A 22,441-nucleotide genomic window follows, 5' to 3' on the forward strand; every position below is an offset into this window, starting at 1 on the left:
GTGTCAGAAGAGTTGGGTGAACAGCCAGTAAAGGCTGCCGGAAAGCAGGATCGCCGCCGGCAACGTGAGTACCCACGCCATCGCCAGGTTACGGATCGTACGCATCTGCAACCCACCGCCATTAGCCACCATCGTCCCCGCGACGCCCGACGACAACACATGCGTCGTCGATACCGGCAACCCATACATATCCGCCGCGCCGATGGTCAGCATTGCCACCATTTCAGCCGAGGCGCCTTGGGCGTAAGTCAGGTGGGTCTTGCCGATCTTTTCACCCACGGTCACCACGATGCGCTTCCAGCCCACCATGGTGCCGAGGCCCAGGGCGATTGCCACGGCGATCTTGACCCACAGCGGAATGAAGCGCGTGGAATTGTCGATCTGTTGCTTGAACAGTTGCAGCTTGCCTTGGGTATCGGCATCGAAATTGCCGACCTTGCCCTTGTCCATCAGGCGAATGGTTTCGCTGCTCAGGTACATGTCGTTCCGCACGTTGCCGACGGCTTCGGCAGGCACTTTGGCCAGGGAGCCGTAGCCTTTGACTTCCTCACCGATCTGCCCGGCCAGGGCCGCGAGGGCCGGCACCAGTTCTGCAGTGGCTTCCTTGGTGCGTACGTAGGTCGAGAGAATCGTGCGCGGATCGCCGCTCAGCGGTTGCGGTGCGCTTTTCACCAGGGCGACCTGGGTGACTTCGGCCACAGCCGCGAACTGCAACGACTGCTCGGCCGGCATGGTGCGGTTCAGCGCGTAGGCCATCGGCAGGGTGCCGACCAGGATCAGCATGATCAGGCCCATGCCTTTTTGCCCATCGTTGGAGCCATGGGCGAAGGACACGCCGGTGCAGGTGGCGATCAGCATGCCGCGTATCCACCACGGTGGCGGGGTGTCGCCTTTCGGCGCCTTGTACAGCGCACGGTTTTTGACGAAGGCGCGCAGGGCCAGCAACAGCATGGCCGCAAACGCGAAGCCGATCAGTGGCGACAGCAGCAAGGCGTAGCCGATCTTGATCGCCTGGCTCCAGTCCACGCCGCTGGTGCCGTCACGCCCGTGCATCAAGGCATTCGCCACGCCCACGCCGATGATCGAGCCGATCAGGGTGTGGGACGACGACGCCGGCAAACCCAGCCACCAGGTGCCGAGGTTCCACAGGATCGCGGCGATCAACAGGGCGAAGATCATCGCGAAACCGGCCGACGAACCCACCTGCAAAATCAGCTCGACCGGCAGCAGCGCAATGATCCCGAACGCCACCGCGCCGCTCGACAGCAGCACGCCGAGGAAGTTGAAAAATCCCGACCACACCACCGCGAAATGCGGCGGCAGCGAGTTGGTGTAGATCACCGTCGCCACGGCGTTGGCGGTGTCGTGGAAGCCGTTGACGAACTCGAAACCCAAGGCGATCAACAGCGCCACGCCGAGCAGCAAGAACGGCGTCCACGTGGTGAGTTGGGCGCCCATTTCATGCATGTCATGCATCAGGCTGTAGGCGGTGAACAACAGCCCCATGGCGAGCACGGCGAAGAAGATGATCACCGTCACCAGGCTGGGTTTCTTGTCCAGCCTGGGTTTGGGGTCTGCAACTGAGGTGTGGGTGGAGGCAGTCAGGGAAGGGGTGGCCATGCCGGAGCATCCAGTGTTGTGAGGATGTCGTTCATAGTCATTGCAGAATGTTACAGAGATGCTGCCATAGGTCAGTGTTTGATGGAATTGGGATAGCCGCTGATCCTGTATACGCCGCAGAACCTATGTGGGAGGGGGCTTGCCCCCGATTGCAGTAGGTCAGCTAAAGACAAACTGCCTGATCCACCGCTATCGGGGGCAAGCCCCCTCTCACATGTCAACTGCGTTCCAGTTCAGTAGTCTTTGCGCTTCCTGAAGGCCCATCGCCCGGCAATCAAGGTAAAGGTCGCCACCAACGCCACCAATATCCAAAAGCCTTCAGGGTCCTGCGAAAGTGGCACACCGCCCACGTTCATGCCGAAAAAACCGGCGATTATATTGATCGGCAATGCCAACACCGTCACCACGGTGAGGGTGAACAGCGTGCGGTTGCTTTGCTCGTTGAGGTTGGCGGCGATCTCTTCCTGCAACAGCTTGATCCGCTCACCCAAGGCCATCAGGTCGTTGATGATCAGCGCAAACTCCTCGGTGGATTTACGCAATTCCTTCACGTCTTCCTTCTGCAGCCACTGCGGCGGCCGGTTGAGCAGGCGCAGCAGCGAGCCCGGTTCCAGCGCCAGCAGGCGTTGCAGGCGCACCAGCACCCGGCGCGCGGCACCAAGCTCCGCGCGGTTGGTGGACAGGCGCGAAGACAGCAACTGGTCTTCGATATGGTCGACGCTGATGCTGGTCTTGCGCACGATCTGCGTCAGCACTTCACCCTGGTCGCGCAGCAGGTGCACCAGCAAGGCCAGCGGCGAGCGAAAGCTTTCACCAGCTTTCACCGACGAGCGCAACTTGTCCACCGAGTGCAGCGGTTGCAGGCGCGCGCTGATCAGCAGGCGGCTGCGGGCGCAAACCCACAGCGTAGAAATATCCGACGACACCATGCTGCTGAAATTGAACACCACGTCGTTGACCACCGCCAACAAGGCCGAGTCGACGTGTTCGATACGCGTGGAGCGTGAACCTTCATGCAGGGCTTCGAAAAATTCTTCCGGCAAATCCAGGTGTGCCTGCATCCAACGCTCGCACGCCGCGTGGGCGAGGTTCAGGTGCAGCCACAAAAACTCATCCGGGTCGGCCGGTTGTTGCAGCGCCTGGAGCGCCGTGGCCGAATCGATTTGCTCACCCTTTTCACCGGGGCGGAAACGGAAACCGTAAAGCAAGCCAAACAGGTCGGAGTCCTGGTGGCTGTGGTCGATGCTGTGGTTCATGAGGGCTCGCAGAGAAAAGGCCTGTAGGACGTTTCACAGGGCGCGTAGCGAATCATTGCAAGGGAATTTGACAGTTTTGTGACGGCTTGCGATTTATTTCGTTGCGGTGACATTTATTTGACCTCTTGTCAGGAACCGTTCAAGAAGCCTCTAGCACGGCCGATCCAAAGCATTTGCAACCGCTGTGGACCGGCGGTGCTTTTGATGACAGGGAAGTTAACGGCGTGCATGCACCACTTCCTTGTATCGAGGCTTTTCCCCGATGAATGTTTTGCGAACCTCCTTGAGAGCACAAATCCTTTCGCTGCTCGGTGGCAGCCTGTTGGCGATGCTATTGATCGCCCTGGCGTGTTTCAATTTCCTGTCCAACGGGGTGCAGAGTTACCGCAGTTTGATCGATGGGCCATTGCTGACCTCACAATTGATCGACGAGGCCAACCTGCAATTCAAGGTGCAGGTGCAGGAATGGAAAAACGTGTTGCTGCGCGGCAAGCAGCCGCAGGACATGGAGAAATACTGGGGTCAGTTCCAGGACCGCCAACGCGATGTGCAAGGCATCCTCGCGCGTCTGGTCACCCAGACCACCCGCGACCCGGCCCTGAACCAGCGCATCGAAACCCTGCGCCAGGCACACCAGCAACTGGGTGTGGCCTACCAGAAGGGCCGCGATGCCTACGTGGCGGCGGGTGGCGATGCAACCGTCGGCGACACCGCAGTCAAGGGTGTGGATCGCGCCGCGAGTGAGCAGATGAGCGCGCTGGTCAGTGACCTGCGCGAACAAGGCAGCCAGCAATCCAAGGCCATCAGTGCCTACGCCGAGCGCACCGTGCTGGTGGGCCTGGCGATCATGTTGCTGTCCGGTGTGTTGATCGGCCTGTTCAGCCTGTGGCTGATCAACCGCAATTTGATCCTGCCGATCCGTAGCCTGATCGACTATGTGACGCAACTGAGCCACGGTCGCTTCGCTGAGCGCGTGGCCAGCCGGCGCCAGGATGAGCTGGGCCACCTGGCCGCTGCCGCGAATACCTTGCGCGACTTCCTCGCCGAAACCTTCAGCCGCTTGCAGCGCAGCGCCACCGACCTGGTCGGCGCCAGCGGCGAACTGAATGCCATCGCCGGGCAGATGGCGACCGGCACCAGCGATCAATTCAACCGCACCGACCAAGTGGCCACGGCCATGACCGAAATGTCAGCCACCGCCCAGGAAGTCGCGCGCCACGCCGCCAGTGCTTCCCGTGCGGCCGACGAGGCGGACCACTCGGCCCGTGAAGGCGGCGAAGTGATGAAGGTCACCATCGCGACCATCGGTCAGATGCGCAACGAGATCCTCAGCACCGGCACCATCATCCGTCGTCTGGAAACCGATAGCGTGCGCATCGGCAAGGTGCTGGAAGTGATTCGTGGCATCGCCGAGCAGACCAATTTGCTGGCACTGAACGCCGCCATCGAGGCCGCGCGCGCAGGCGAAGCCGGCCGCGGTTTTGCGGTGGTGGCCGATGAAGTGCGCAGCCTGGCGCAACGTACGGCGGCGTCGATCATCGAGATCAACGGGATTATCGAGGCGGTGCAGACCGGCGCGGTGGATGCGGCCGAAGCGATTGTGAGCGGTCAGTCGTGCAGCGATGACAGTGTGGAGAAGGTCACCCAGGCCGGCGCCATGCTCGCGCACATCACCCAGGCCGTCGAGGCCATCCGTGACATGAATCGCCAGATTGCCACGGCGGCCGAGGAGCAGACGTCGGTGGCCGAGGACATCTCGCGCAATATCACGCAGATCACCACGGTGGCGACGGCCAACCTCGACAACGTCAAGCGCACCGAAGCGGCGAGCCACAACCTGCGCGGGTTGTCGAGCGAGTTGAACGAGGTGACGGCGCGCCTAGGCGCTTGATCAGGCGGTTGGCAGGCTGAACGTGAACACGGTGCCGTGCTCAGCGGTGGTGGAGACGCTCAATTCACCGCCATGGGCGTCGGCAATCTGCTTGACGATGTACAACCCCAGTCCCAGACCGGCCTGGGGGGTGTCCTTGGCGGGGCGCGAGTAGGGCTCGAACAACCGGGGCAAGGCTTGGGCGTCAATCTGTCCGGGGTTTTTCACGCTCAGGTTGAAACGACCCTGTTCGATTTTTGCCGTGACCTCCACCGGTCCATCGTGATGACCATGATGGATGGCATTGGCCACCAGGTTGGAGAGCAACTGCGCCAGGCGATCGCGGTCGCCGCTCACGCCCTGCAGGTCGCCGATATCCGCCTGGATCAGCCGTTGCGGGTGCACGCTCTGCACTTCCGAGACCACATGCTGCAATGCCTCCTGCAAACCCTGGCAATCGCCGATGTTCAGCGGGATACCGCTACCCAGGCGGCCACGGGCAAAGTCCAGCAGGTCTTCGACCAACTGCGCGGCGCGGCGACCGCTGGTGAGGATATGGCGTACGAGGGTGTCGGTGGCCGGGTCGGGGAATTTGCGCAGCAGCCGTTCCGCAGCGAAGTTGATCGCGAACAGCGGGTTGCGCAGGTCGTGGCCGAGCACTGCAATGAATTGCTCGCGCAATTCGGCGGTGCCGCGTTCTTCCTGCAATTGCGCTTGCGTGTAATGCGCGGCTTCTTCGGCTTCGATTTGCAAGGACAGCACCCGGGCGAACGACTCCATGGTGCTCTGGATACTGCTGCTGCGCAGATGGGCGGGGTTGGGGTCCAGGGCGCAGATGGTGCCGAAGAATCTGCCGTCGGTGCGGAACACCGGCACCGAAATATAGCTTTCAAACTGGTAGAGCCGCGGGGTGTGGTGGTCGCGGTAGACCGGATCTTCGCTGGCTTTGTCGATCACCACGGACACGTGGGAGCCGCGAATCTCGTGGCAGATCGTGGTGGCCAGGTCCAGCTCACCGCCCACCCCAAGGCCGAAGTCCAGTTGGTCGAGCACGGCGCAGGCGGTCCAGGTGTCGTCGGTTACCCGCGCGACGGCGGCAAAGCGCAGGCCGGTCATATCGCTGATGACTTTGAGCATCGCGGGGACGGCACTGATTCTGCCAATGGTGGCGATGTCGGCGGCTTTTTGCCCCATGCAGCACTCTCGATCCGTAAGGTGGTGAGCGTTATGCCCCGGCCAATGAGTGGGATTTTAGCGACCTTGTGCGCTGTAGGTGTTATTTCATTCGTTAGAGGGAGGGTTTTCCTACCCGCAGGCATAAAAAAACCGCGCTACCCAAAGGTAGCGCGGTTTTTATGTGAGGCGATCACTCAAGTATCGAGTTTGTCTTCCAGCACGGCGCCGGTCTTGGCGTCGAGTTTCACTTCAAACTTCTTGCCGGTGGTGTCGGTCAGGTCAACTTCGTAGACCAGTACGCCGCTTTTGTTGTGGTCCAGCTCGGTGTCATTGATGGTGGCACCGGCGTGTTTGGCCACAGCGGCCGCGTTGAGTTTCTCGAAAGGCATCACTGCGCCGGACTTGAGCAGGCCTTCGATGTGGTCCGGGCGAACATCAGCCTGGGCCAGGCCGGCGGTCAGGGTCAGGGCGGTAGCGGCGAACAACGTAGTCAGGGTTTTCATGGTGTGTCCTTCTTCGGTGAGCTGTTTAAGTGGGATCAGGTTAGCCAGTGCAACTTAATTCATCCTTAATTAGTTCAAGCCGTTACGCCGTTTGTTCAATCCGATTAACACTCAGGCTTTCAGGCTTGAGCCTCCTGTAAAAGCGAGACTCGGATGAAACAGTTAGCGACTGGCCTCTATGCGTCCCAGCGCCCCGAGGATCAGGCCGTTGACTCAGTACTTATAGTCGTTCAACAGATCCTGCACGCTGGACGACGGCCAGCGCTTGTAGAACTTCAGCAGTTCGGCGGCGCGGTTGGTGAAGATGCCGTCGACGCCGGCTTTCATCACCTTGTCGAAGTCCACCGGCTCATCGACGGTATACACGTGCACCAGCAGGCCTTTGTCGTGGGTCAGCTTGTTCATTTCGGGTTTCACCAGGTCGGTGTAGCTCTGGTCGCCATGGGCGGTCAGCTCAGCCGAAGGGCCGGTGCCGATGGCGCCGAGGCTCTTGGCTTCGTCGACCCATTTTTCGAACTCGGCAGCATCCTTCGGCTCTTGCTTGGCGTAATACGCGGCCTTGGTGGTTTCGCCGGACTCCGCGAAGGTCTGCTTGTTTTTCGGCTCGATGCTGCCTTCACCCACCCACAACAGCAGGATTTTCGGGGTGTTGGGCATTTCGTTCTGCAGCGCTTTGAGGCTTGCCACTTCAAAAGTTTGCAGCACCACGCGGCCCTTGCCCTGGCCGACGCCGGTGTTGCTCTTGCCCAGCTTGGAACCGGCCGAACTCAGCCAGCCTTTGTCCAGCAGCTTGTTCTTCAGGTCGGCTTCGATGCCTGGGAATTGCTTGGGTTCTTTGGTCTCGATGTACAGGCCCGGTTTGTGCTGCGGGTTGCCTTCGGCGATCTTGATGATGTCGTCCAGGCTCTGGATTTTCAGGCCGACGAAACCTGGGCGTGCACGGTCCGGGTAGGCGGCGTTGAACCAGCTGCCGGCGTCGAGGGTTTGCAGTTCTTTCCACGTGAACTCGTTGGCCGGGGCGTCCTTGCGGTCGGGGAACTTGGTGGCCACGTCGGTGGTGCGCTGCAGGTTGTTGTCGTGCAGGGCGAACAGCACGCCGTCCTTGCTGCGCTGCAGGTCCATTTCCAGGTAATCGGCACCCAGGTCGCGGGCGACCTTGTAGGCGGCGGCGGTGGACTCGGGGGCGTCATAGGAGGCGCCACGGTGGGCGATCACGGCAGGGTAGGGGATGCCTTCGTTAGTCGCCAATTCAGCCGGGCTGATCGGGTCTTGCGCATGTGCCTGGCCGAGGCCGAGCATCAGGGCGAGCAGCAGGGCGCTCTTGGTAAACGTGACAGGCATATGCGAAGTCCTTTCGTGGAGGTAGCTTTGAGAAGGCCTCCTTTTTAACAAGTGATTGCGAAAGGCGCTATCACCAAACCGACATTAACGTGCGCACGGCCAAAGTTTTTCGGGTTTTTAGGGGATGCATTGCAGTACTCTTGCGCGAAGCTGCCCCGTCAGAGGGCAGTACTTTCGCCACGCGTGTAAACCATCTTTCCAGTCCCTGTGGGACTTTTCAGTGAGGTTTACCATGCGCATCACCTCCGAGCTTATCTGCCAGGCCGCCGACCAACTCCACGGGTTTGTTGGCCTCAACCGCAAGACGGGCCAGTACATCGTACGTTTCAGCGAAGACGCCTTCGGCATGGACGTGGCCGATGACGGCATCATCCCCACCGCCGAATTCGTCTGGCTGCCGGCCCCGGAGCAGACCATGACCCTGTCCCGCGAACGCATCCAGTTGCTGCTGGACCAGAACATCGACGACCGCATCAACATCACCGAGCCGCTGCGGGTGTATATGCGCCGGGTCGAAATCCCGCAGATCACTGCGTTACGCAGCCTGGTCAGTTAGGCCCACGAGGGGCCTGTCTTTCAATTCTGGAAGGCGTAGGCCCGCTCGACTTTGCATACCCGGGTCTGAAAGGCCGAATACCACGTGGCGCGCCCCTGTTCGCGCACCGCCTGGTGCTCGGCCTGCTGCTTCCAGGCCAGGATCGCCGCCTCACTCTCCCAGTACGATACGGTGATCCCCAGGCCGTCTTCCCGCGCCGATTCCACGCCGAGAAACCCCGGTTGTTCGCGCGCCAGTTCGAGCATGCGGCCGGCCGCCTGGCCGTAACCTTGGTCGCCCTCGGTGCGCAGTGAGCTGAAAATCACCGCGTAATAGGGCGGGTTGGGCGTACGGGCGATCATGCCGACACCGCCTGGCAGGCGTTGAGCAGGGCAATCGCCAAGGGCGGGGTGACGCCTTTCAGCGCGCTGCGTTCGGGCTGGAACAACGTGGCCACGAAGAACGGATGATCGAGCAGTTCCACCGCGCGCAGGTCGCCAGCCGAATCATGGCCGCTGGGGATCAGGTCGCCTTCGAGCAGGGCATCGACGAACTCAGGGTTCACGCCGTAGCGGCAGCGATAACCTTCCAGCAGATCAAGGGTGCCGTAGGCGTCGGCGATGCGAGTGTAGGGCACCAGACGCACGTTGTCGGTGGCTTCCACCAGGGTACAGCTCAACGGCGCGATCACCGCGCGCTTGGCCTGTGGGGCGAGTTCGCCGTGCTCGGCGTCCTTCCAACCGAGCACATTGCGCGCGTATTCCAGTACGGCATGTTGAAAACCGCCGCAGGTGCCGAGGAACGGTCGCCGCTGTTCGCGGGCAAAACGGATCGCCCGCAGTGCGCCATCCGTGTCGCGGTAGGGGCTGCCGGGGACGCACCAGAAACCGTCGAAGTCGTGGAGGGGTTCTGGCATCGCATCCGTGTCGAGCCATTGGGTATGGAGGGTCAGGCCCAGCGTGTCGGCCGCCTGTTGCAGCGCCAGGGGAATCGCCTGGTGAGCGACAACATCAGGGTTGTAATCGCCGATCAGGGCGAGGTGCAAGGGCGTGGCGTTCATGGTGTACATCCCGTGGCTTGTGGTGTCCTGGGGCGCACTATAGATTGGCGTTCACGCAATCAAAATTGGCGTTTGCCCACATGCTCAATGCAGCCACGCACTATTCCATTGACTACCCTGACCTGTCGCTGATCCTCGCCCTGGTGCGCGGCGGTACCCTGGCGCGGGCGGCGACGTTATTGCGTGTGGATGTGTCCACGGTGTTTCGTGCGGTGCGGCGCCTGGAGGCGGCGTTGGGCCAGACGCTGTTTGAAAAAAGCCGCGCCGGTTACCTGCCCACGAGCCTGGCGAGCCACCTGGCGCAGCAGGCGGAATGTGCCGAACAAGCGCTGCAAGCGGCGCGCGTCGGTGTGGAGCAGGGCGGTGAGGTGATCAGCGGCACGGTGCGCCTGACCTGTACCGACTCGGTGCTGCAAGGTTTGCTGTTGCCGGCCCTGGCGCAGTTCATGCCGCAGTACCCGGCGCTGACCTTGGAGCTGAGCACGTCGAATGATTTCGCCAACCTCAGCCGCCGCGATGCGGATATTGCCTTGCGCCTCACCCGCGCGCCGCCGGAGCATCTGGTTGGCCGCCGTTTGGGCGGCGTGGCCTATCGGGTGTGCGCCAGCCCAGGGTTGGCAAGCCAATACGCGGGCCGGGAGTGGGCGGACCTGCCTTGGATCGCCCCGGATGATTTCCTGCCCGATCATCCCACAGTGGCCTGGCGCCGCGAGCACCTGCCCGGCGTGCGCTTGAGTTATCGCTGCAACAGTATGCAGTCGGTCACCGAGTTGGTACGGGCGGGGTTGGGCGTGGCGGCGTTGCCCGACTTTCTAGTCGACGACGGCCTGCAACCGCTGGGCCCCGCGTTGGCGGGGCACGATACGGCGCTGTGGTTGCTTACGCGCCCTGACTGCCGGGCGTTGCGCTCGGTGGTGACACTGTTTGATGAGCTGAGTGGGCATGTGCGCTTGCCTTAGGTTTTTCGCACAAAGTGCTCATGCATTTCGCACGTCAGGCTTTCGATATGTTCTGTCAGCTGTTTGGTCATTTCCGTGAGCCGGGTGTTCTGTTCCAGCAGTTCCAGCAACTGCTTGGTGGTCTGCGCGGCCTGGGCCTGGCGTTCTGTGTTGGCAACGGCCAGCGCTTCGCGGTGCTGCGCGTCGGCGTCGGACTGGGCTTTGTCGCGAGCGGCCTGGCGCGTCTGGGCCAGCAGGATCAAGGGCGCGGCATAGGCCGATTGCAGGCTGAAGGCCAGGTTGAGCAGGATGAACGGGTACACGTCGAAATGCGTGATGCCGGTGATGTTCAGTACCACCCACAGCACCACAATGGCGGTTTGCGCACCGAGGAACGTGGGCGTACCGAAGAAGCGTGCGAAGGCTTCGGCCTTGAGGGCAAAGGTGTCGTTACCGAAGGTCGGCGCCAAATGGGCGTGGCGGCGGTGGAAGCGCAGGTGGTCGACGGGGGCGGCTTCGGGCTTTTCTGAGGTCATGGCGGGCTCGGGTGCTCAACAAATAGACAGTTGTGCACTATAGACCGAGCCCCCGGCTGCCCGCATGAAGATCGGGTCAGTTGGCCCCACGTTCATTGGCAAACGCACTCACCGCCTGCACAGCCTCGCTGGTACCTGCGCGGATCTGCAGGATCACCGTACCGGCGCGATCGGCCAGGTCGAGACCTTGCGCGGCGCGGTCGCGGGTGCCGTCCATGCTGTGGATGGCCTGGCGGGTTTCGTCCTGGATCATTGCGATCATGCTGGAAATTTCCGTCGTGGAGCCGCTGGTACGTGCTGCCAGTTGCCGGACTTCATCAGCCACCACGGCAAACCCGCGACCTTGTTCGCCTGCCCGCGCCGCTTCAATGGCGGCGTTGAGTGCCAGCAGGTTGGTCTGGTCGGCGATGCCCCGAATGGTGTTGACGATGGCGGTGATTTGCTGCGAACGCTCACCCAGCTTGGCGATCAGTTGCGAGGAGCCATCGATGTCCGCGGCAATGTCGCGCATGCCGCTGGCTGTTTGCTGGATCACCTCGGCACCTTTTTCGGCGATGTCCCGCGTGTTCAGGGAGATGTGGTACGCCTGGGCGGCGCTGGCGGCGTCGGCCGCATGTTGTTGCACCGTGGCGGTGATATCCGAGGCGAATTTCACCACTTTGCACAGGCGCCCACTGGCGTCGTACACCGGGTTGTAGTTGGCTTCAAGCCATACGGTCCGGCCGTTTTTATCGACCCGCTCGAACTGGCCGCTGAACAATTCGCCCTGGTTCAGGCGTCGCCAGAAGTCGCTGTAGGCCGAACTGCCGGCCAGTTCCGCAGTGCAGAACAGGCGGTGATGCTGGCCCTGGATCTGCGCCAAGGTGTAACCCATGCGCTGCAGAAAGTTTGCGTTGGCCGTGATGATGGTGCCGTCGAGGTTGAATTCGATCACCGCCATGGCACGCCCGATGGCCTCCAGTTTGGCATTGGCTTCACTTTCCGCCTGCAGGCGTGGGGTGACGTCCATCGCGTACTTCACCACTTTTATCACCTGGCCGGCGTCATTTCGCACCGGGTTGTAGCTGGCTTCCAGCCACACCGATTGGCCATTGCCGGCCACTCGTTCAAAGGTGCCGGATTGGAACTGGCCATTGCGCAGGTTCGACCACAACTGGTTGTACTCGGCGCTGCGAGCGAACGCCGGGGTGCAGAACATGCGGTGGGACTGGCCCTCCACCTGCTCGGCGCGGTAGTTCATGGTCTGCAGGAAGTTGGCATTGGCGCGTAGCACATTGCCGTGCAGGTCGAATTCGATCACCGCCATGGCGCGCTCGATGGCATCCAGCAGGCTGGCCTGTTGGGCGACGGTGTGTTGCAGGGTGTTGATGGTTTGTTTATGGGTGTTGAATAACATGGTCGGGTGCTCGGGCAAGCGACTGCTGGAGTTTCCTTGGGTATGCGCCTGCCCCCGTAAGGCATACGCCATACGGTTGACTTGCTCATTGTCAGCTTCCTTGTGCCGACAGAACGGGGTGGAACAACGGGTTCAGAGTGATCAGCCTGACGGGAAGTTCGCCCCAGGGGCAGGACCTTTTTTGGGCAGGCGACCAATGGTGGCATTATGCTGCTGCCTGGGGTGCAGGACGCACTATTCAGACGAGCAGTTATCGGACAACGTCAAGCGGAATAGGCGACCTTGTCGTCACTTACGCTGACCCGGTTGCGCCCGGTGTCTTTGGCGGCATACAGCGCCCGGTCCGCCGCATTGAGCCACATGGCGGCATTGGTAAAGGACGGCTGGAACCCCGCCAGGCCGATGCTCAGGCTCACGCGCAGTTCCGGGATCTGCGGGTTGCGGTAATTGCTGAAGGTTTCACGCATGCGCTCCATGACCTGGGCGGCTTGTTCCAGCGGCATTTGTGGAAGAATCACACAGAATTCATCGCCTCCGTAACGCCCGGCCAGGTCGTTTTCCCGCAGGTTGCGCCGCAACTCCAGGCTCAGTTGCCGCAGTACCGCGTCGCCGACGATATGCCCGTGGGTGTCATTGATTCGCTTGAAGTGATCGATATCGATCAAGGCGATGGTGGCATGGCTTTGCTGTTGCTGGCACTTGTGGAACTTGAGGTGCAGCAGGTCTTTCCACGAACCGTGATTGAGCAGGCCGGTGAGGCTGTCGATACGGCTCAGGGCGCTGAGGGCTCGCTTGTGTTCCGACAGTTTGATCGCCAGTTGATAGCAGACCATGCCGATGGCCATGGGGTAGAGCGTGAGCATGGGCAGGCAGGCGTAAACCTCAACCAGGCTGACCGACGGGTTGAAGTGCAGGCCGAACACCACAGCGCCGATAGCGGCGCCGAGCACTTGGGCCAGTGCGCCACGTATCAGCAGGCGCTTACCACCGGCAGCGACGTTGTTCATGGCGACCATCGACAGCAAGGTCACGGTGGTCAGCGGGGTAAATTGCAGCGTCGCCGCCCAGAACCCACTGAACAGTGCGTCATACAGCAGGTTGCGTTGCTCGGCGTCATAGGGGTATTTGGAGCGGGTTGCCCATTGATACGCCACGTGTGGCCAGACGAAAGCATTGACCAATAACAGCGCCCAGAGCCAACCCGGCATCGCGAGCGGGTACAGGGCCGCTATCACGCTGATACAGCACATGGCTGTGCCGATAATCCTTGGCCTGTAGATACGCCTGGCAAAGGAAAGTCCTTTGCCTTGTCTGTTTTCCATAAATTCCTGGGTCAGCTCTTTTTTGCAGATACGACGACACATGTTCGTGGGCTTCACCGCTGATCGGAGAATGCCCACGAATATTGTCAATTATTCGCGGGGGAATAATCAGTGTCCTTCCAGGCCATTTGCGCAAAACAGAGGGCGAATGCGTCAAAAACGACCTGGGACGTCGCTCGTGCAACGGCTTTTTACGGCTGGCCCGGTGCTTTGACTTCGTAGCCGGCCAGGAACAGGTCGATGGCCGACTCGATTACGCTGGCTTGGCTGGCCGCATCCAGGGTCGGTTGCCCAAGGGTAATCTGTGGCCAGAAGGCAAACGCCTTGAGCAGGCTTTGGATCTGGTGGGCGGCAAAGGCCGGGTCACTGCAGTTGAGCCGGCCATCTTCCTGGGCGGCACGCACCCATTGGGTAAACCCTTCTTCGCGTTGGCTCAGGCGGGTGACCATGTCCTGCGCACGTTCCGGCGAATGGATGGTGGCAGCGATAGCGACCCTGGCGAGGTCGAGGAAATTCACGTCCGACATCATCTTCATCTTTGCTTCCAGCAACCCCCGCAATTGTTCGCGCAACGGGCGGTCGCTGGCGTAGCTGACGTCGAGCTGTGCAACACTGCTGGCCCAGAGTTTGTGGAGGATTTCGGCGAACAGTTCTTCCTTGCTGGGGAAGTGGTTGTACACCGTACGCTTGGAAACGCCGGCGGTGGCGGCGATCTTGTCCATGCTGGTGACCTCGAAACCGTTTGCGCGAAACTCGGCAATGGCCGCTGCCACGATGGCTTCGCGCTTGCGGTCGGTGAGGCGTTGAGGGGCAGTCATGGGTGGCGTTCGGCTCTTCAAGGAAATTACACTCGGCAGTTTACTTGCTCCGGATTTTGTTGCAATCTTGAAACTACACTGTGCAGTGTAACTTATAAGCGATCCGTAGGAGTCACCCGGTAATGGCCACGATCTCGTCCCGTGTCGATTCTTCGCCAGCAGCGCCCAGGCACGATCAGGCGCATTTCAGCAACGAGCCTCCTGTGCAGCACGGAGGCTTTGGCAAGACCTTGCGTATTTTCTGGAACATGCTGTTCAACAAACCACGCAGTACACGGCCGGTGGGGCAGATCCCGGTGCAATCGCTGACCCGCGAGCAATTACTGGCCGCCCCGGATCACAGCGTGTTCCGCCTCGGGCATTCGACGGTTTTGCTGAAAATGCGCGGTAAATTCTGGGTCACCGACCCGGTGTTCGCCGAGCGTGCCTCACCGTTCAGTTGGGCGGGCCCCAAGCGCTTCCATCAGCCGCCCATCAGTCTTGAAGCGCTGCCACCGTTGGAAGCGGTGATTCTTTCCCACAACCATTACGACCACCTTGACCGCAAGGCTGTCGTTCAATTGGCCGAGAAAACCCGCTGTTTTCTTGCGCCGTTGGGTGTCGGTGACCTGCTGGTGAAGTGGGGGGTGGAGGCCAGCAAAGTGCGCCAGTTGGATTGGTGGCAGGGCACTGAGGTGGACGGTATTCGGTTTGTCGCGACACCTGCGCAGCATTTTTCCGGGCGCGGGCTGTTTGATGCCAACCAGACCCTGTGGTGTTCCTGGGTGATGATCGACGGGGCGCGGCGGATCTTTTTCAGCGGCGATACCGGTTACTTCGACGGCTTTAAACGTATCGGTGAACAGTACGGCCCCTTTGACCTGACGCTGATGGAAACAGGTGCTTACAACGTCGATTGGCCCCATGTGCATATGCAACCTGAGCAAACCCTGCAAGCCCATATCGACCTCAAGGGGCGCTGGCTGCTGCCGATTCACAACGGTACCTTCGACCTGGCGTTCCATGCCTGGCACGAACCGTTTGACCGGATCATGGCGCTGGCCTGGGAGCGCAACGTGTCGATTACCACACCGCCGATGGGGCAGGCATTCAGCTTGAACCAGCCTGAGCGTGGGTATGCGTGGTGGCTGGAGGTGGAAACACAAGGTGCGCAAGAGCACTTGGCTGGCTGACGACTGGGCTGGCAGTCGGAAGACGCGTCGGAAAAAGGAGTTTTCCGGGTGTTTCCAAGCAGTTCCAGGCCTCGGATGAGGGTGCGATGATCCTTCGGAAAGTCATCTTCCGGAGGGCTGTCCACATGGACATCAAGTGTAGGAAAATTTGGCTGCTGGGCGTGCCTTGTCGACCGGGCTCACCTGCGCCGCCACCGTCATCTTCGCCGGCGGAGATAGCAGGTCTGGCGACAGTGCCACCCACTCCCTCCGTCGATACACCCGCCCCGAGCGGTATCGCTTTCGGGACGGCCCCCGGTTGCGACAAACGCCCCGCGGGCGGCATCCCGATTCCAGGGTATGACGCGCCTGCCCTGCCCGTGAAACCTGTGCGTGACCCATCGCTGTCGCTGATTGCCTTAAGCGGCATCGATCCTTCGGGGCCGGTGATGGTGGAGGTGCCTTTGGTGCAGAACAACACCACCTTCACGGCAGACCGGAGAACGACTGGGCTGTGCGTGGGGGTTGCAGAACGGTACGAGCACGGCAATGACCACGAACGTATTGAGCACCGTGCGCTCTTTACGCTGGCGCTGGAAACCCTTCGTCTGGCTGGGCTGACACTGGTGCCGGTGCCTGCACAGCGAGCGGATGACTCCCTGAGGTTCGATCTGCACACCCGCAATGAAATCGACACGCTAATGAGTCAATACCGCTTGGATGCGCTGGTGTCCGACAGTCAAAGCGCTGCGTTCCATGCGGCGTGCTGGACGGGTTACCCAAGGCTTGGCGAGCCGCTCGGGGACGGTTCAACGCTGTGGTTCTATGGCGCGCGATCTTCCAAGGATTTACTGCCGATTCTGGTGCGGGTGTACCGCAATGCTCGGCGCCTTACACCGGTACAGGCCGGGCTACTCGACGTGTTGACTAATCCCACGGTGTAAGCGACGTGCGTCGCAATGCTGGGAGGGCGAGAGGTTTTTAGACTGGGGCATGGATCGATGTGGGTCCTTCGTCGTTTCTGACTCCCTGAAGAGGTCTTATGTTCTCTATTGCGTATGGTCTGGGCTCGATTGCCCAGTTGGCCCTGCAGTCCATTGCCGGCGACTACTTACCTGCGGCCTCCAAGCCAGTCGCCCCCGGTACCGAATACCTCAGTGTCAATGAACTCGGCAGGCAAATGGCCCGGCCGGGTGGGCTCACCTCGGTCGATCTGGTCAGTTTCCTGCAAGAGCGGATTCGCAGGCTGGACCCTCAACTGAGGTCCGTCATCGAGCTCAACCCTGAAGCGCTTGAGGCTGCGCGCGAGTTGGATCGCGAGCGAGCCAGCGGCAAAGTACGCGGGCCACTGCATGGCATTCCCATTTTGCTCAAGGACACCCTCGAAACCACAGGCATGCAAACCAGTGCAGGTGCGTTTGGGCTTGTGGGGGCAAGTGCCGGCAAGAATGCCCCGTTGGTGGATTACCTGATCAAGCAGGGCGCGGTCATCCTGGGTAAAACCAACATGAGTGAAATGGCCGGGTTTCGTGGAGGCCCCGATGGCTGGAGCAGCCGGGGCGGGCAAACCCGTAACCCGCATCAGTCGGATGCCGACGTCGGAGGCTCCAGTTCCGGCTCTGCCGCCGCAGTCGCGGCAGGGTTGGCGCCCTTGGCGGTGGGGGCCGAAACCAATGGTTCGATCATTGTGCCGGCTGCCCGCAATGGTGTGGTGGGGCTCAAACCCAGCGTCGGCCTGCTGGACCGCAATGGGATTATTCCCGCGAGCCAGCACCAGGACACGCCAGGCCCGATGGCTCGCTCGGTAATGGATGCTGCGTTGATGCTCAATGCCATGTCAGGCAGCGATCCCCAGGACACGGCGAGTGTGGGCGCGCCCCAAGGCATTGATTACACAAAGCTATTGGTTCCAGGTGCGTTGAAGGGCAAGCGTATCGGTTACCCTGCGACGTTTTCCAAAGAGGGTGAAACCCTGCCCGTGGTGAACAGTGCGCAATTCAGTCGGACACTCGAGGTGCTTCGCGAGCAAGGCGCGGTACTGGTGCCCGTCAACATGCGCCTGGCCGATGCTTCACGCTATGACGAGTTGTTGTTCTCGGACGCGAAAGAAGAACTCAATGCTTACTTGGCCAATCGCTCGGGACTACCGGTCAAATCACTGACCGAACTCATCAGGTTCAACGATGAACGTGATGGCGCCAACGAGGATCATCAACCACTACTCAAGGAAATCAGTGCCTCAACCCTGACGCCGGAGCAGCGTCAGCCACTGTGGGACGCGCTCATCCAGGATTTCCGCAGCGCCATAGATGACCCGATCAAATCGGAAAACCTGGACGTCATGGTGTCGGATTTCGAGACAAACAGTTACTTCGGTGTCGCGGCAGCCGGCTACCCAGGGATCGCCGTACCTTCCGGGACGGATGAGGACGGTTTACCCACCAGTGCCTATTTTTTCGGCACTCGCTGGGCTGAACCTACCTTGTTGGCAGTGGCCCATGGGTATGAGCAGGCCGCCCAGGTGGCAATCAAACCTGGGTTTTGACCGGCCATCCCAGTACATCGCAAAGGGAGCGTCGGGCGCTGTTGTGGGCAGTGGGCTCGGTTGAAGGAAGGTCGAACCGACGCACACTCATTCCCCACCCCGGCGCAAAGCCCGGAAAAAACACCAGCCCCTCAGCCTCCAGCCTGAACGCCAATGCCAGGCGGGTTTCATCGCCCACGTCGCCCTGGCTTTCGAAGTGCTGAACCGCTTGCGCCGTCACGCCCGCCAACCGGGCCAGGTCTTCGGTGCTCCAGCCCAGCATCGCGCGGGCCTGCACGCTGTGCTTGGCGGTGAATTGATGCAGGACGATCTGCTGTTCTACAAAAGAGCTCATTGCCAGAGAGGACATGGTTTTCTCCAGGATTCGACGGGGGAGGGCAAACTATACTGTGTTTTTGTACAGTTGTTTTGACCGCTCATCAACTGGATGTTTAATCAGCCGTTACTCCACCCCCGGCGCCTCCCGGATAATCAGGTGATCCAGGTTCTCGATGTTCGCGCTGAACACCCCGAACGTCTGTTCGGGGTTTTTTGTGCTCGGTACGTGTTTCAACGCCGGCGTCACCCCGTAGAAGAAGCAATACAGCGCTCGCTCACTGTCCACCGCCGCCTTGATCTGCTCCAGGAAAGCCTTGCGCTTGCGGTAAGTGTCGATGAGTTTTTTGCTCAGGTAGACGTTGACCGAATAGGGCTTTTTGTCGAGCCACACCTTCTTCTCGAAGTCGATGCGAAAGCTGCTGGTGTAGTCCTTGATCGCCTTGATCTTGCCCCAGTAGATCAGGCCCTTGTTGTCTTGCAGGTATTCGATTTTCTTGAAAAACGTCCAGTAGGTCGCGGTGTGGTCGCCAATCTTCAGCGGCATCGCCTTGAGCTTGTCCTTGTCGTCGATATTCGACACATAGCATTCCACCGGGTGGGCGAAGACGCTGGTTTTGTCCGGGGTGGTGTCGTGGGTGCTGTGGGGCGCAGAGCTACGGTTTGAAGGCGCTTTCGCTGGCTCGCGTGGGGCACTTCCCTCAGCCCCGGCAAGCGGGGCCTTACGGTCGTATTGACGGCGCGTGAGTACAAATTCCGAGGGGAAGTTGTCTTCACGCTCGTCGTCACCTTCACCGGTCGCGGTCTTGTGGGTGCTGGCGTAACGGCAGCCGTCGATATGCTGGGTGCTGGTCTTGTTCTTGAAATGGGGCGTGCGCTGATAGTTAACGTTCTTCGCGTTGAAGGTGCTCAGCGTATTGCCCGTATCGAACGCCGCACGGCAGGCCTCGTTGGGGCAGAGGAAGCTGTCCTTGTCGGAATCGAAGTCGGCGGTTTCGTCGAAATTCAGGTCTCGTACGTCGTAGATCGACAGCTTGTCGTCGAGACTCAGGCTGTAGGCCGTGTCGAATTTCATGGGGCTCGGGTCCGTGAGAAGTTTCGCTATTAATAGCGGGATCCCGCGCAAATATCAGCAAGAAACTGCAACCCTTCGGCCGCTCAAGAAGCACAGCGTTCCACCGACCGCCGTCAGCGCCCCCAATGCATAGAACATGCTGGCTGGCGCCGCATTGATCAGCAAATACCCACACATCACCGGGCTCATTGCCCCGCCAAACGCGGCCAGGTTTTGCGCACCGTAATAACTGCCGCGCAGGGCATCGGGAGCAATGGTGTCGATAAACAGAAACTCCGAGGGGTAGATGATCATCTCGCCCAAGGTGAATACGAACATCGCCAGGCACCAGGTGACCAGGCTGTCGGCCAGGCTGAACCCGATCAGCCCGACAATGAACAGCAAGGTGCCGAGCACGATCCAGTAACGCAGTTGCTCACGCTTGAGAAACCGCCCGATCTGGTACTGCATCAAGATCACGGTGATGGCGTTGCAGGCCAGCACCGCAGACAGAATCTTCAACGCCTCGGCGGGCTTGTAGGCCACCAGCAAAAACTGCGACAGATACAGGGTGTAGCGCCCGTGGACAATGGTGCTCAGCAGGCTGCCGCTGGTGAATAGGATCAGCGTGCGGTCGCTGCGCAACGTGCGCAGGGTGCTGAGGAAACTCAAGGGTTTGTGGCTGTCATCCCGTTGGGTGGGTGGGATGCCGATCATCAGGAACACGCTGCCAAAGGCGATGGCGCTGGCGATCAGGAAGGGCGCCAGCGGCAGGTGCCCGGCGATCACCACGCCGACCATCGGGCCGGTCGCGTAGCCCACATTGGTCAGGGTGTAGCGCAGGGAAAACACCTTGGCACGGTCACCCACCGGCAGGTTCTCGCTGATGATGGCTTTGGAGCCGATCAGGAACAGCGCCGACGCCGCTTCGGTGATGACCAGGGTCAAGGTGGTGAGGTAGAGGTTGCTGGCAAAGGTCAGCAACAGAAAACCGATGGCGCTCGAGAGCATGGCCAGGATCAGCAGCTTGCGTTTTTCCAGGCGGTCGATGATGTAGCCGCCGTACAGGCCCAGCAGTGTCGCGATAAATACGGCGATGCCCATCAGCAGGCCGATGTCCTGCTGGTTGAGGCCCAGGCGCGTGCTGAGCAGCAAGGCCAACAGCGGGCTGGTCATGGCACGGCTGACCACGATGGTCACCGAGCAGACCAGCAGGCGGCGGATTACCAGGGAGTAGGTGGCCACGGTGGGGGCAAGTGTCCTTGTTATTTTCTAAAGACAACACACATCAAATGTGGGAGCTGGCTTGCCTGCGATAGCGGTGGTTCAGGCAATGATTATGCAAGATGACGCCGCCATCGCAGGCAAGCCAGCTCCCACACTTGGATCGACTTACTGGCCGGAGTTGATGGTGATCTTCTCGACCGCGCCTTGCTCCAGCTCCCACTTCTTCAGGATCTTGCCGTAGGTCCCATCATCAATCATGCCCTGCAACGCTTCACTGATCGCCGTGACCAACTCGGTGTTGCTCTTCTCAATCCCCAGCCCGGTGAACTGCTTGGAAATTGCCAGGCCCACCGGCTTGTACTTGCCCTTGTCCAGCGCCATCAAATAAGGAATCGTCTCGCTGCCCTGCATCGCCGCATCCAGGCGGTTCTGCTGCAACTGCGCGCGAGCATCCGCCGAGCCTTCAGTGCCAATCACCACGATGGCCGGCTTACCCGCCGCTTCGCAGTTTTGCTTGCTCCACGCGGCAATTTCCGACGGCCAGGTGGTACGGCGGCTGGTGCCGACTTTTTTACCGCACAGGTCAGTCAATTCCTTGAGGTCTTCACGCTTGGCCAGGGTGTACAGCTGCGGGCCGCTGGTGAAGTAGTCGATGAAAGTCACCGCCTTTTGGCGCTCGGCGGTGTCGCTCATGCCCGACAGCACAATGTCCACACGCTTGGTGGTCAGGCCGCTGAGCATTTGCTCGAAGCCGGTTTCCTGCCACTTGATCTTCACACCCAGGCGCTCGGCCAGGGCGTTGCCCAAGTCGAAGTCGAAACCCGTGAGCTTATTGGTGGCGGGGTCCTTGAAATCCATCGGTGGATAGTTCGGCACGATGGCCGCGCTGATCTCACCCTTGTCCTTGATTGCCGCCGGCAAAGCCGCGAAAACAACAGTGGAGGCCATCAGGCCTGCGAGCAACATGGGGATAAACAATTTTTTCATGGGGGCGTTCTCGTTAGTTTTCTAGTTAAGTGCGAACGGCAGAAATAAAGCTTTGGGTACGCGGGTTTTGTGGGCTTATTAGAATTTCTTCAGGGCTGCCGGCTTCCACAATCTGGCCGGCATCCATAAACACCATGCGGTTGGACACTTCGCGAGCGAAGCCCAATTCATGGGTGACCACGATCATGGTCATGCCGGTGGTGGCCAAATCGCGCATCACCGACAGCACTTCGCCGACCAGCTCCGGGTCGAGGGCTGATGTGGGCTCGTCGAACAACATCAACTTGGGGCGCATCGCCAACGCACGGGCAATTGCCACGCGCTGTTGCTGCCCGCCAGACAATTCCACCGGGTAAGCATTGCGTTTGTCCGCCAGGCCGACGCGAGCGAGCAACTCCAACGCATCCTCGATGGCTTCCTTGGGCGAGCGCTTGAGCACTTGGCACGGGCCTTCGATGATGTTCTGCAGCACGGTCATGTGCGGGAACAAATTAAAGCGCTGGAACACCATGCCGGTGGCCAGGCGCTGGCGGGCGATCTGCGCTTCATTCATCTCATGCAGCTTGTTGCCGATGACGCGGTAACCCACCAGTTCGCCGTCGACCCACAGGCCGCCCTTGTCGATTTTTTCCAGTTGGTTGACGCAACGCAGCAGGGTGCTTTTACCCGAGCCGGACGGGCCGATGATGCACATCACTTCGCCTTGCTCGACCTCGATATTGATGTCGCGCAGCGCGTGATACTGGTCGTAATACTTGTTCAGGTTGACGGCCTTGACGATGCTTCTCATG

General features: G+C 60.5%; 22 protein-coding genes and 1 pseudogene. 7 read left to right on the forward strand and 16 right to left on the reverse strand.

The window, feature by feature from the left end:
- Positions 1 to 3: 3 nt before the first annotated feature.
- Together AC3ZU9_RS22085 and AC3ZU9_RS22090 are read right to left on the reverse strand one after the other, a co-directional pair.
- Complete coding sequence (locus tag AC3ZU9_RS22085) at positions 4 to 1,620, reverse strand: inorganic phosphate transporter (protein ID WP_490091311.1); 1,617 nt, start codon at positions 1,618 to 1,620, stop codon at positions 4 to 6.
- Positions 1,621 to 1,853: 233 nt separating this feature from the next.
- On the reverse strand, positions 1,854 to 2,876 hold the full coding sequence (locus AC3ZU9_RS22090; RefSeq protein WP_015885507.1) for a transporter: 1,023 nt from the start codon (positions 2,874 to 2,876) through the stop codon (positions 1,854 to 1,856).
- 847 nt (positions 2,877 to 3,723) lie between these two features.
- On the opposite strand from AC3ZU9_RS22090, the pseudogene AC3ZU9_RS22095 reads away from it, so the two are divergent.
- Positions 3,724 to 3,834: pseudogene (locus AC3ZU9_RS22095) on the forward strand (hypothetical protein); the annotation flags it as partial.
- A 228-nt stretch (positions 3,835 to 4,062) separates the two neighbouring features.
- Positions 4,063 to 4,767, forward strand: coding sequence for a methyl-accepting chemotaxis protein (locus tag AC3ZU9_RS22100; protein WP_412070929.1), 705 nt, complete (start codon positions 4,063 to 4,065; stop codon positions 4,765 to 4,767).
- Here AC3ZU9_RS22100 and AC3ZU9_RS22105 read toward each other — a convergent pair whose 3' ends face one another.
- From AC3ZU9_RS22105 to AC3ZU9_RS22115, 3 genes are all read right to left on the reverse strand, one after another.
- On the reverse strand, positions 4,768 to 5,940 hold the full coding sequence (locus AC3ZU9_RS22105) for a GAF domain-containing sensor histidine kinase (protein ID WP_122811947.1): 1,173 nt from the start codon (positions 5,938 to 5,940) through the stop codon (positions 4,768 to 4,770).
- Positions 5,941 to 6,116: 176 nt separating this feature from the next.
- Positions 6,117 to 6,425, reverse strand: a complete 309-nt coding sequence (locus tag AC3ZU9_RS22110) for a PepSY domain-containing protein (RefSeq protein ID WP_015885504.1) — start codon at positions 6,423 to 6,425, stop codon at positions 6,117 to 6,119.
- A gap of 213 nt (positions 6,426 to 6,638) precedes the next feature.
- Positions 6,639 to 7,766: a glycerophosphodiester phosphodiesterase family protein gene (locus AC3ZU9_RS22115; protein WP_046036456.1), complete on the reverse strand. Its 1,128-nt coding sequence runs from the start codon at positions 7,764 to 7,766 to the stop codon at positions 6,639 to 6,641.
- A 232-nt stretch (positions 7,767 to 7,998) separates the two neighbouring features.
- Between AC3ZU9_RS22115 and AC3ZU9_RS22120 the strand changes: the two genes are divergently transcribed.
- On the forward strand, positions 7,999 to 8,322 hold the full coding sequence (locus tag AC3ZU9_RS22120) for a DUF2025 family protein (RefSeq protein ID WP_015885502.1): 324 nt from the start codon (positions 7,999 to 8,001) through the stop codon (positions 8,320 to 8,322).
- A gap of 20 nt (positions 8,323 to 8,342) precedes the next feature.
- Here AC3ZU9_RS22120 and AC3ZU9_RS22125 read toward each other — a convergent pair whose 3' ends face one another.
- On the reverse strand, positions 8,343 to 8,663 hold the full coding sequence (locus tag AC3ZU9_RS22125; protein ID WP_015885501.1) for an antibiotic biosynthesis monooxygenase family protein: 321 nt from the start codon (positions 8,661 to 8,663) through the stop codon (positions 8,343 to 8,345).
- Positions 8,660 to 9,361: a CTP synthase C-terminal region-related (seleno)protein gene (locus AC3ZU9_RS22130; protein ID WP_490091312.1), complete on the reverse strand. Its 702-nt coding sequence runs from the start codon at positions 9,359 to 9,361 to the stop codon at positions 8,660 to 8,662. Before AC3ZU9_RS22130 ends, AC3ZU9_RS22125 begins: the two co-directional genes overlap by 4 nt.
- Positions 9,362 to 9,441: 80 nt before the next feature.
- Between AC3ZU9_RS22130 and AC3ZU9_RS22135 the strand changes: the two genes are divergently transcribed.
- Positions 9,442 to 10,320 carry a LysR family transcriptional regulator gene (locus tag AC3ZU9_RS22135; RefSeq protein WP_122811949.1) on the forward strand — a complete coding sequence of 293 codons (879 nt, stop codon included), beginning with the start codon at positions 9,442 to 9,444 and terminating at the stop codon, positions 10,318 to 10,320.
- Here AC3ZU9_RS22135 and AC3ZU9_RS22140 read toward each other — a convergent pair.
- From AC3ZU9_RS22140 to AC3ZU9_RS22155, 4 genes are all read right to left on the reverse strand, one after another.
- Positions 10,317 to 10,835, reverse strand: coding sequence for a DUF1003 domain-containing protein (locus AC3ZU9_RS22140; protein WP_015885498.1), 519 nt, complete (start codon positions 10,833 to 10,835; stop codon positions 10,317 to 10,319). The genes AC3ZU9_RS22135 and AC3ZU9_RS22140 overlap by 4 nt on opposite strands.
- Before the next feature lie 76 nt (positions 10,836 to 10,911).
- The gene (locus AC3ZU9_RS22145; RefSeq protein ID WP_102061288.1) at positions 10,912 to 12,231 is read right to left on the reverse strand and encodes a methyl-accepting chemotaxis protein; all 1,320 of its coding nucleotides are present in this window, start codon (positions 12,229 to 12,231) and stop codon (positions 10,912 to 10,914) included.
- Between the two features lie 263 nt (positions 12,232 to 12,494).
- Positions 12,495 to 13,553, reverse strand: coding sequence for a diguanylate cyclase (locus AC3ZU9_RS22150; protein ID WP_093543123.1), 1,059 nt, complete (start codon positions 13,551 to 13,553; stop codon positions 12,495 to 12,497).
- A gap of 191 nt (positions 13,554 to 13,744) precedes the next feature.
- Positions 13,745 to 14,371, reverse strand: a complete 627-nt coding sequence (locus AC3ZU9_RS22155) for a TetR/AcrR family transcriptional regulator (protein ID WP_015885495.1) — start codon at positions 14,369 to 14,371, stop codon at positions 13,745 to 13,747.
- 122 nt (positions 14,372 to 14,493) lie between these two features.
- Here AC3ZU9_RS22155 and AC3ZU9_RS22160 point away from each other — a divergent pair, with 122 nt between their 5' ends.
- From AC3ZU9_RS22160 to AC3ZU9_RS22170, 3 genes are all read left to right on the forward strand, one after another.
- Positions 14,494 to 15,543, forward strand: coding sequence for an MBL fold metallo-hydrolase (locus AC3ZU9_RS22160; protein ID WP_102061287.1), 1,050 nt, complete (start codon positions 14,494 to 14,496; stop codon positions 15,541 to 15,543).
- 233 nt (positions 15,544 to 15,776) lie between these two features.
- On the forward strand, positions 15,777 to 16,466 hold the full coding sequence (locus AC3ZU9_RS22165; protein WP_490091313.1) for a hypothetical protein: 690 nt from the start codon (positions 15,777 to 15,779) through the stop codon (positions 16,464 to 16,466).
- A gap of 98 nt (positions 16,467 to 16,564) precedes the next feature.
- Positions 16,565 to 18,067 carry an amidase family protein gene (locus AC3ZU9_RS22170; RefSeq protein ID WP_102061286.1) on the forward strand — a complete coding sequence of 501 codons (1,503 nt, stop codon included), beginning with the start codon at positions 16,565 to 16,567 and terminating at the stop codon, positions 18,065 to 18,067.
- On the opposite strand, the gene AC3ZU9_RS22175 is transcribed toward AC3ZU9_RS22170, so the two are convergent.
- The 5 genes from AC3ZU9_RS22175 to AC3ZU9_RS22195 form a co-directional block, all read right to left on the reverse strand.
- Complete coding sequence (locus AC3ZU9_RS22175; RefSeq protein WP_064053667.1) at positions 18,051 to 18,416, reverse strand: helix-turn-helix transcriptional regulator; 366 nt, start codon at positions 18,414 to 18,416, stop codon at positions 18,051 to 18,053. The two genes, AC3ZU9_RS22170 and AC3ZU9_RS22175, sit on opposite strands and share 17 nt — an antisense overlap.
- 93 nt (positions 18,417 to 18,509) lie before the next feature.
- A complete protein-coding gene (locus AC3ZU9_RS22180; protein WP_490091314.1) occupies positions 18,510 to 19,457 on the reverse strand; it encodes a hypothetical protein in 948 nt (315 codons plus the stop codon).
- A 54-nt stretch (positions 19,458 to 19,511) separates the two neighbouring features.
- Positions 19,512 to 20,681 (reverse strand): MFS transporter, encoded by a 1,170-nt coding sequence (locus AC3ZU9_RS22185; RefSeq protein ID WP_093543106.1) that lies wholly within the window; start codon positions 20,679 to 20,681, stop codon positions 19,512 to 19,514.
- A 147-nt stretch (positions 20,682 to 20,828) separates the two neighbouring features.
- The gene (locus tag AC3ZU9_RS22190) at positions 20,829 to 21,650 is read right to left on the reverse strand and encodes an ABC transporter substrate-binding protein (RefSeq protein ID WP_490091315.1); all 822 of its coding nucleotides are present in this window, start codon (positions 21,648 to 21,650) and stop codon (positions 20,829 to 20,831) included.
- A 25-nt stretch (positions 21,651 to 21,675) separates the two neighbouring features.
- Positions 21,676 to 22,440, reverse strand: a complete 765-nt coding sequence (locus AC3ZU9_RS22195; RefSeq protein WP_046036444.1) for an amino acid ABC transporter ATP-binding protein — start codon at positions 22,438 to 22,440, stop codon at positions 21,676 to 21,678.
- Position 22,441 lies beyond the last annotated feature (1 nt).

The organism is Pseudomonas sp. A39 (assembly GCF_058145955.1).

What these genes read in the sequence shown, in the direction of transcription:
- AC3ZU9_RS22085 (WP_490091311.1), bottom strand. Translation starts at nt 1,620, where the DNA reads ATGGCCACCCCTTCCCTGACTGCCTCCACCCACACCTCAGTTGCAGAC.
- AC3ZU9_RS22090 (WP_015885507.1), bottom strand. Translation starts at nt 2,876, where the DNA reads ATGAACCACAGCATCGACCACAGCCACCAGGACTCCGACCTGTTTGGC.
- AC3ZU9_RS22100 (WP_412070929.1), top strand. Translation starts at nt 4,063, where the DNA reads ATGTCAGCCACCGCCCAGGAAGTCGCGCGCCACGCCGCCAGTGCTTCC.
- AC3ZU9_RS22105 (WP_122811947.1), bottom strand. Translation starts at nt 5,940, where the DNA reads ATGGGGCAAAAAGCCGCCGACATCGCCACCATTGGCAGAATCAGTGCC.
- AC3ZU9_RS22110 (WP_015885504.1), bottom strand. Translation starts at nt 6,425, where the DNA reads ATGAAAACCCTGACTACGTTGTTCGCCGCTACCGCCCTGACCCTGACC.
- AC3ZU9_RS22115 (WP_046036456.1), bottom strand. Translation starts at nt 7,766, where the DNA reads ATGCCTGTCACGTTTACCAAGAGCGCCCTGCTGCTCGCCCTGATGCTC.
- AC3ZU9_RS22120 (WP_015885502.1), top strand. Translation starts at nt 7,999, where the DNA reads ATGCGCATCACCTCCGAGCTTATCTGCCAGGCCGCCGACCAACTCCAC.
- AC3ZU9_RS22125 (WP_015885501.1), bottom strand. Translation starts at nt 8,663, where the DNA reads ATGATCGCCCGTACGCCCAACCCGCCCTATTACGCGGTGATTTTCAGC.
- AC3ZU9_RS22130 (WP_490091312.1), bottom strand. Translation starts at nt 9,361, where the DNA reads ATGAACGCCACGCCCTTGCACCTCGCCCTGATCGGCGATTACAACCCT.
- AC3ZU9_RS22135 (WP_122811949.1), top strand. Translation starts at nt 9,442, where the DNA reads ATGCTCAATGCAGCCACGCACTATTCCATTGACTACCCTGACCTGTCG.
- AC3ZU9_RS22140 (WP_015885498.1), bottom strand. Translation starts at nt 10,835, where the DNA reads ATGACCTCAGAAAAGCCCGAAGCCGCCCCCGTCGACCACCTGCGCTTC.
- AC3ZU9_RS22145 (WP_102061288.1), bottom strand. Translation starts at nt 12,231, where the DNA reads ATGTTATTCAACACCCATAAACAAACCATCAACACCCTGCAACACACC.
- AC3ZU9_RS22150 (WP_093543123.1), bottom strand. Translation starts at nt 13,553, where the DNA reads ATGGAAAACAGACAAGGCAAAGGACTTTCCTTTGCCAGGCGTATCTAC.
- AC3ZU9_RS22155 (WP_015885495.1), bottom strand. Translation starts at nt 14,371, where the DNA reads ATGACTGCCCCTCAACGCCTCACCGACCGCAAGCGCGAAGCCATCGTG.
- AC3ZU9_RS22160 (WP_102061287.1), top strand. Translation starts at nt 14,494, where the DNA reads ATGGCCACGATCTCGTCCCGTGTCGATTCTTCGCCAGCAGCGCCCAGG.
- AC3ZU9_RS22170 (WP_102061286.1), top strand. Translation starts at nt 16,565, where the DNA reads ATGTTCTCTATTGCGTATGGTCTGGGCTCGATTGCCCAGTTGGCCCTG.
- AC3ZU9_RS22175 (WP_064053667.1), bottom strand. Translation starts at nt 18,416, where the DNA reads ATGTCCTCTCTGGCAATGAGCTCTTTTGTAGAACAGCAGATCGTCCTG.
- AC3ZU9_RS22180 (WP_490091314.1), bottom strand. Translation starts at nt 19,457, where the DNA reads ATGAAATTCGACACGGCCTACAGCCTGAGTCTCGACGACAAGCTGTCG.
- AC3ZU9_RS22190 (WP_490091315.1), bottom strand. Translation starts at nt 21,650, where the DNA reads ATGAAAAAATTGTTTATCCCCATGTTGCTCGCAGGCCTGATGGCCTCC.
- AC3ZU9_RS22195 (WP_046036444.1), bottom strand. Translation starts at nt 22,440, where the DNA reads ATGAGAAGCATCGTCAAGGCCGTCAACCTGAACAAGTATTACGACCAG.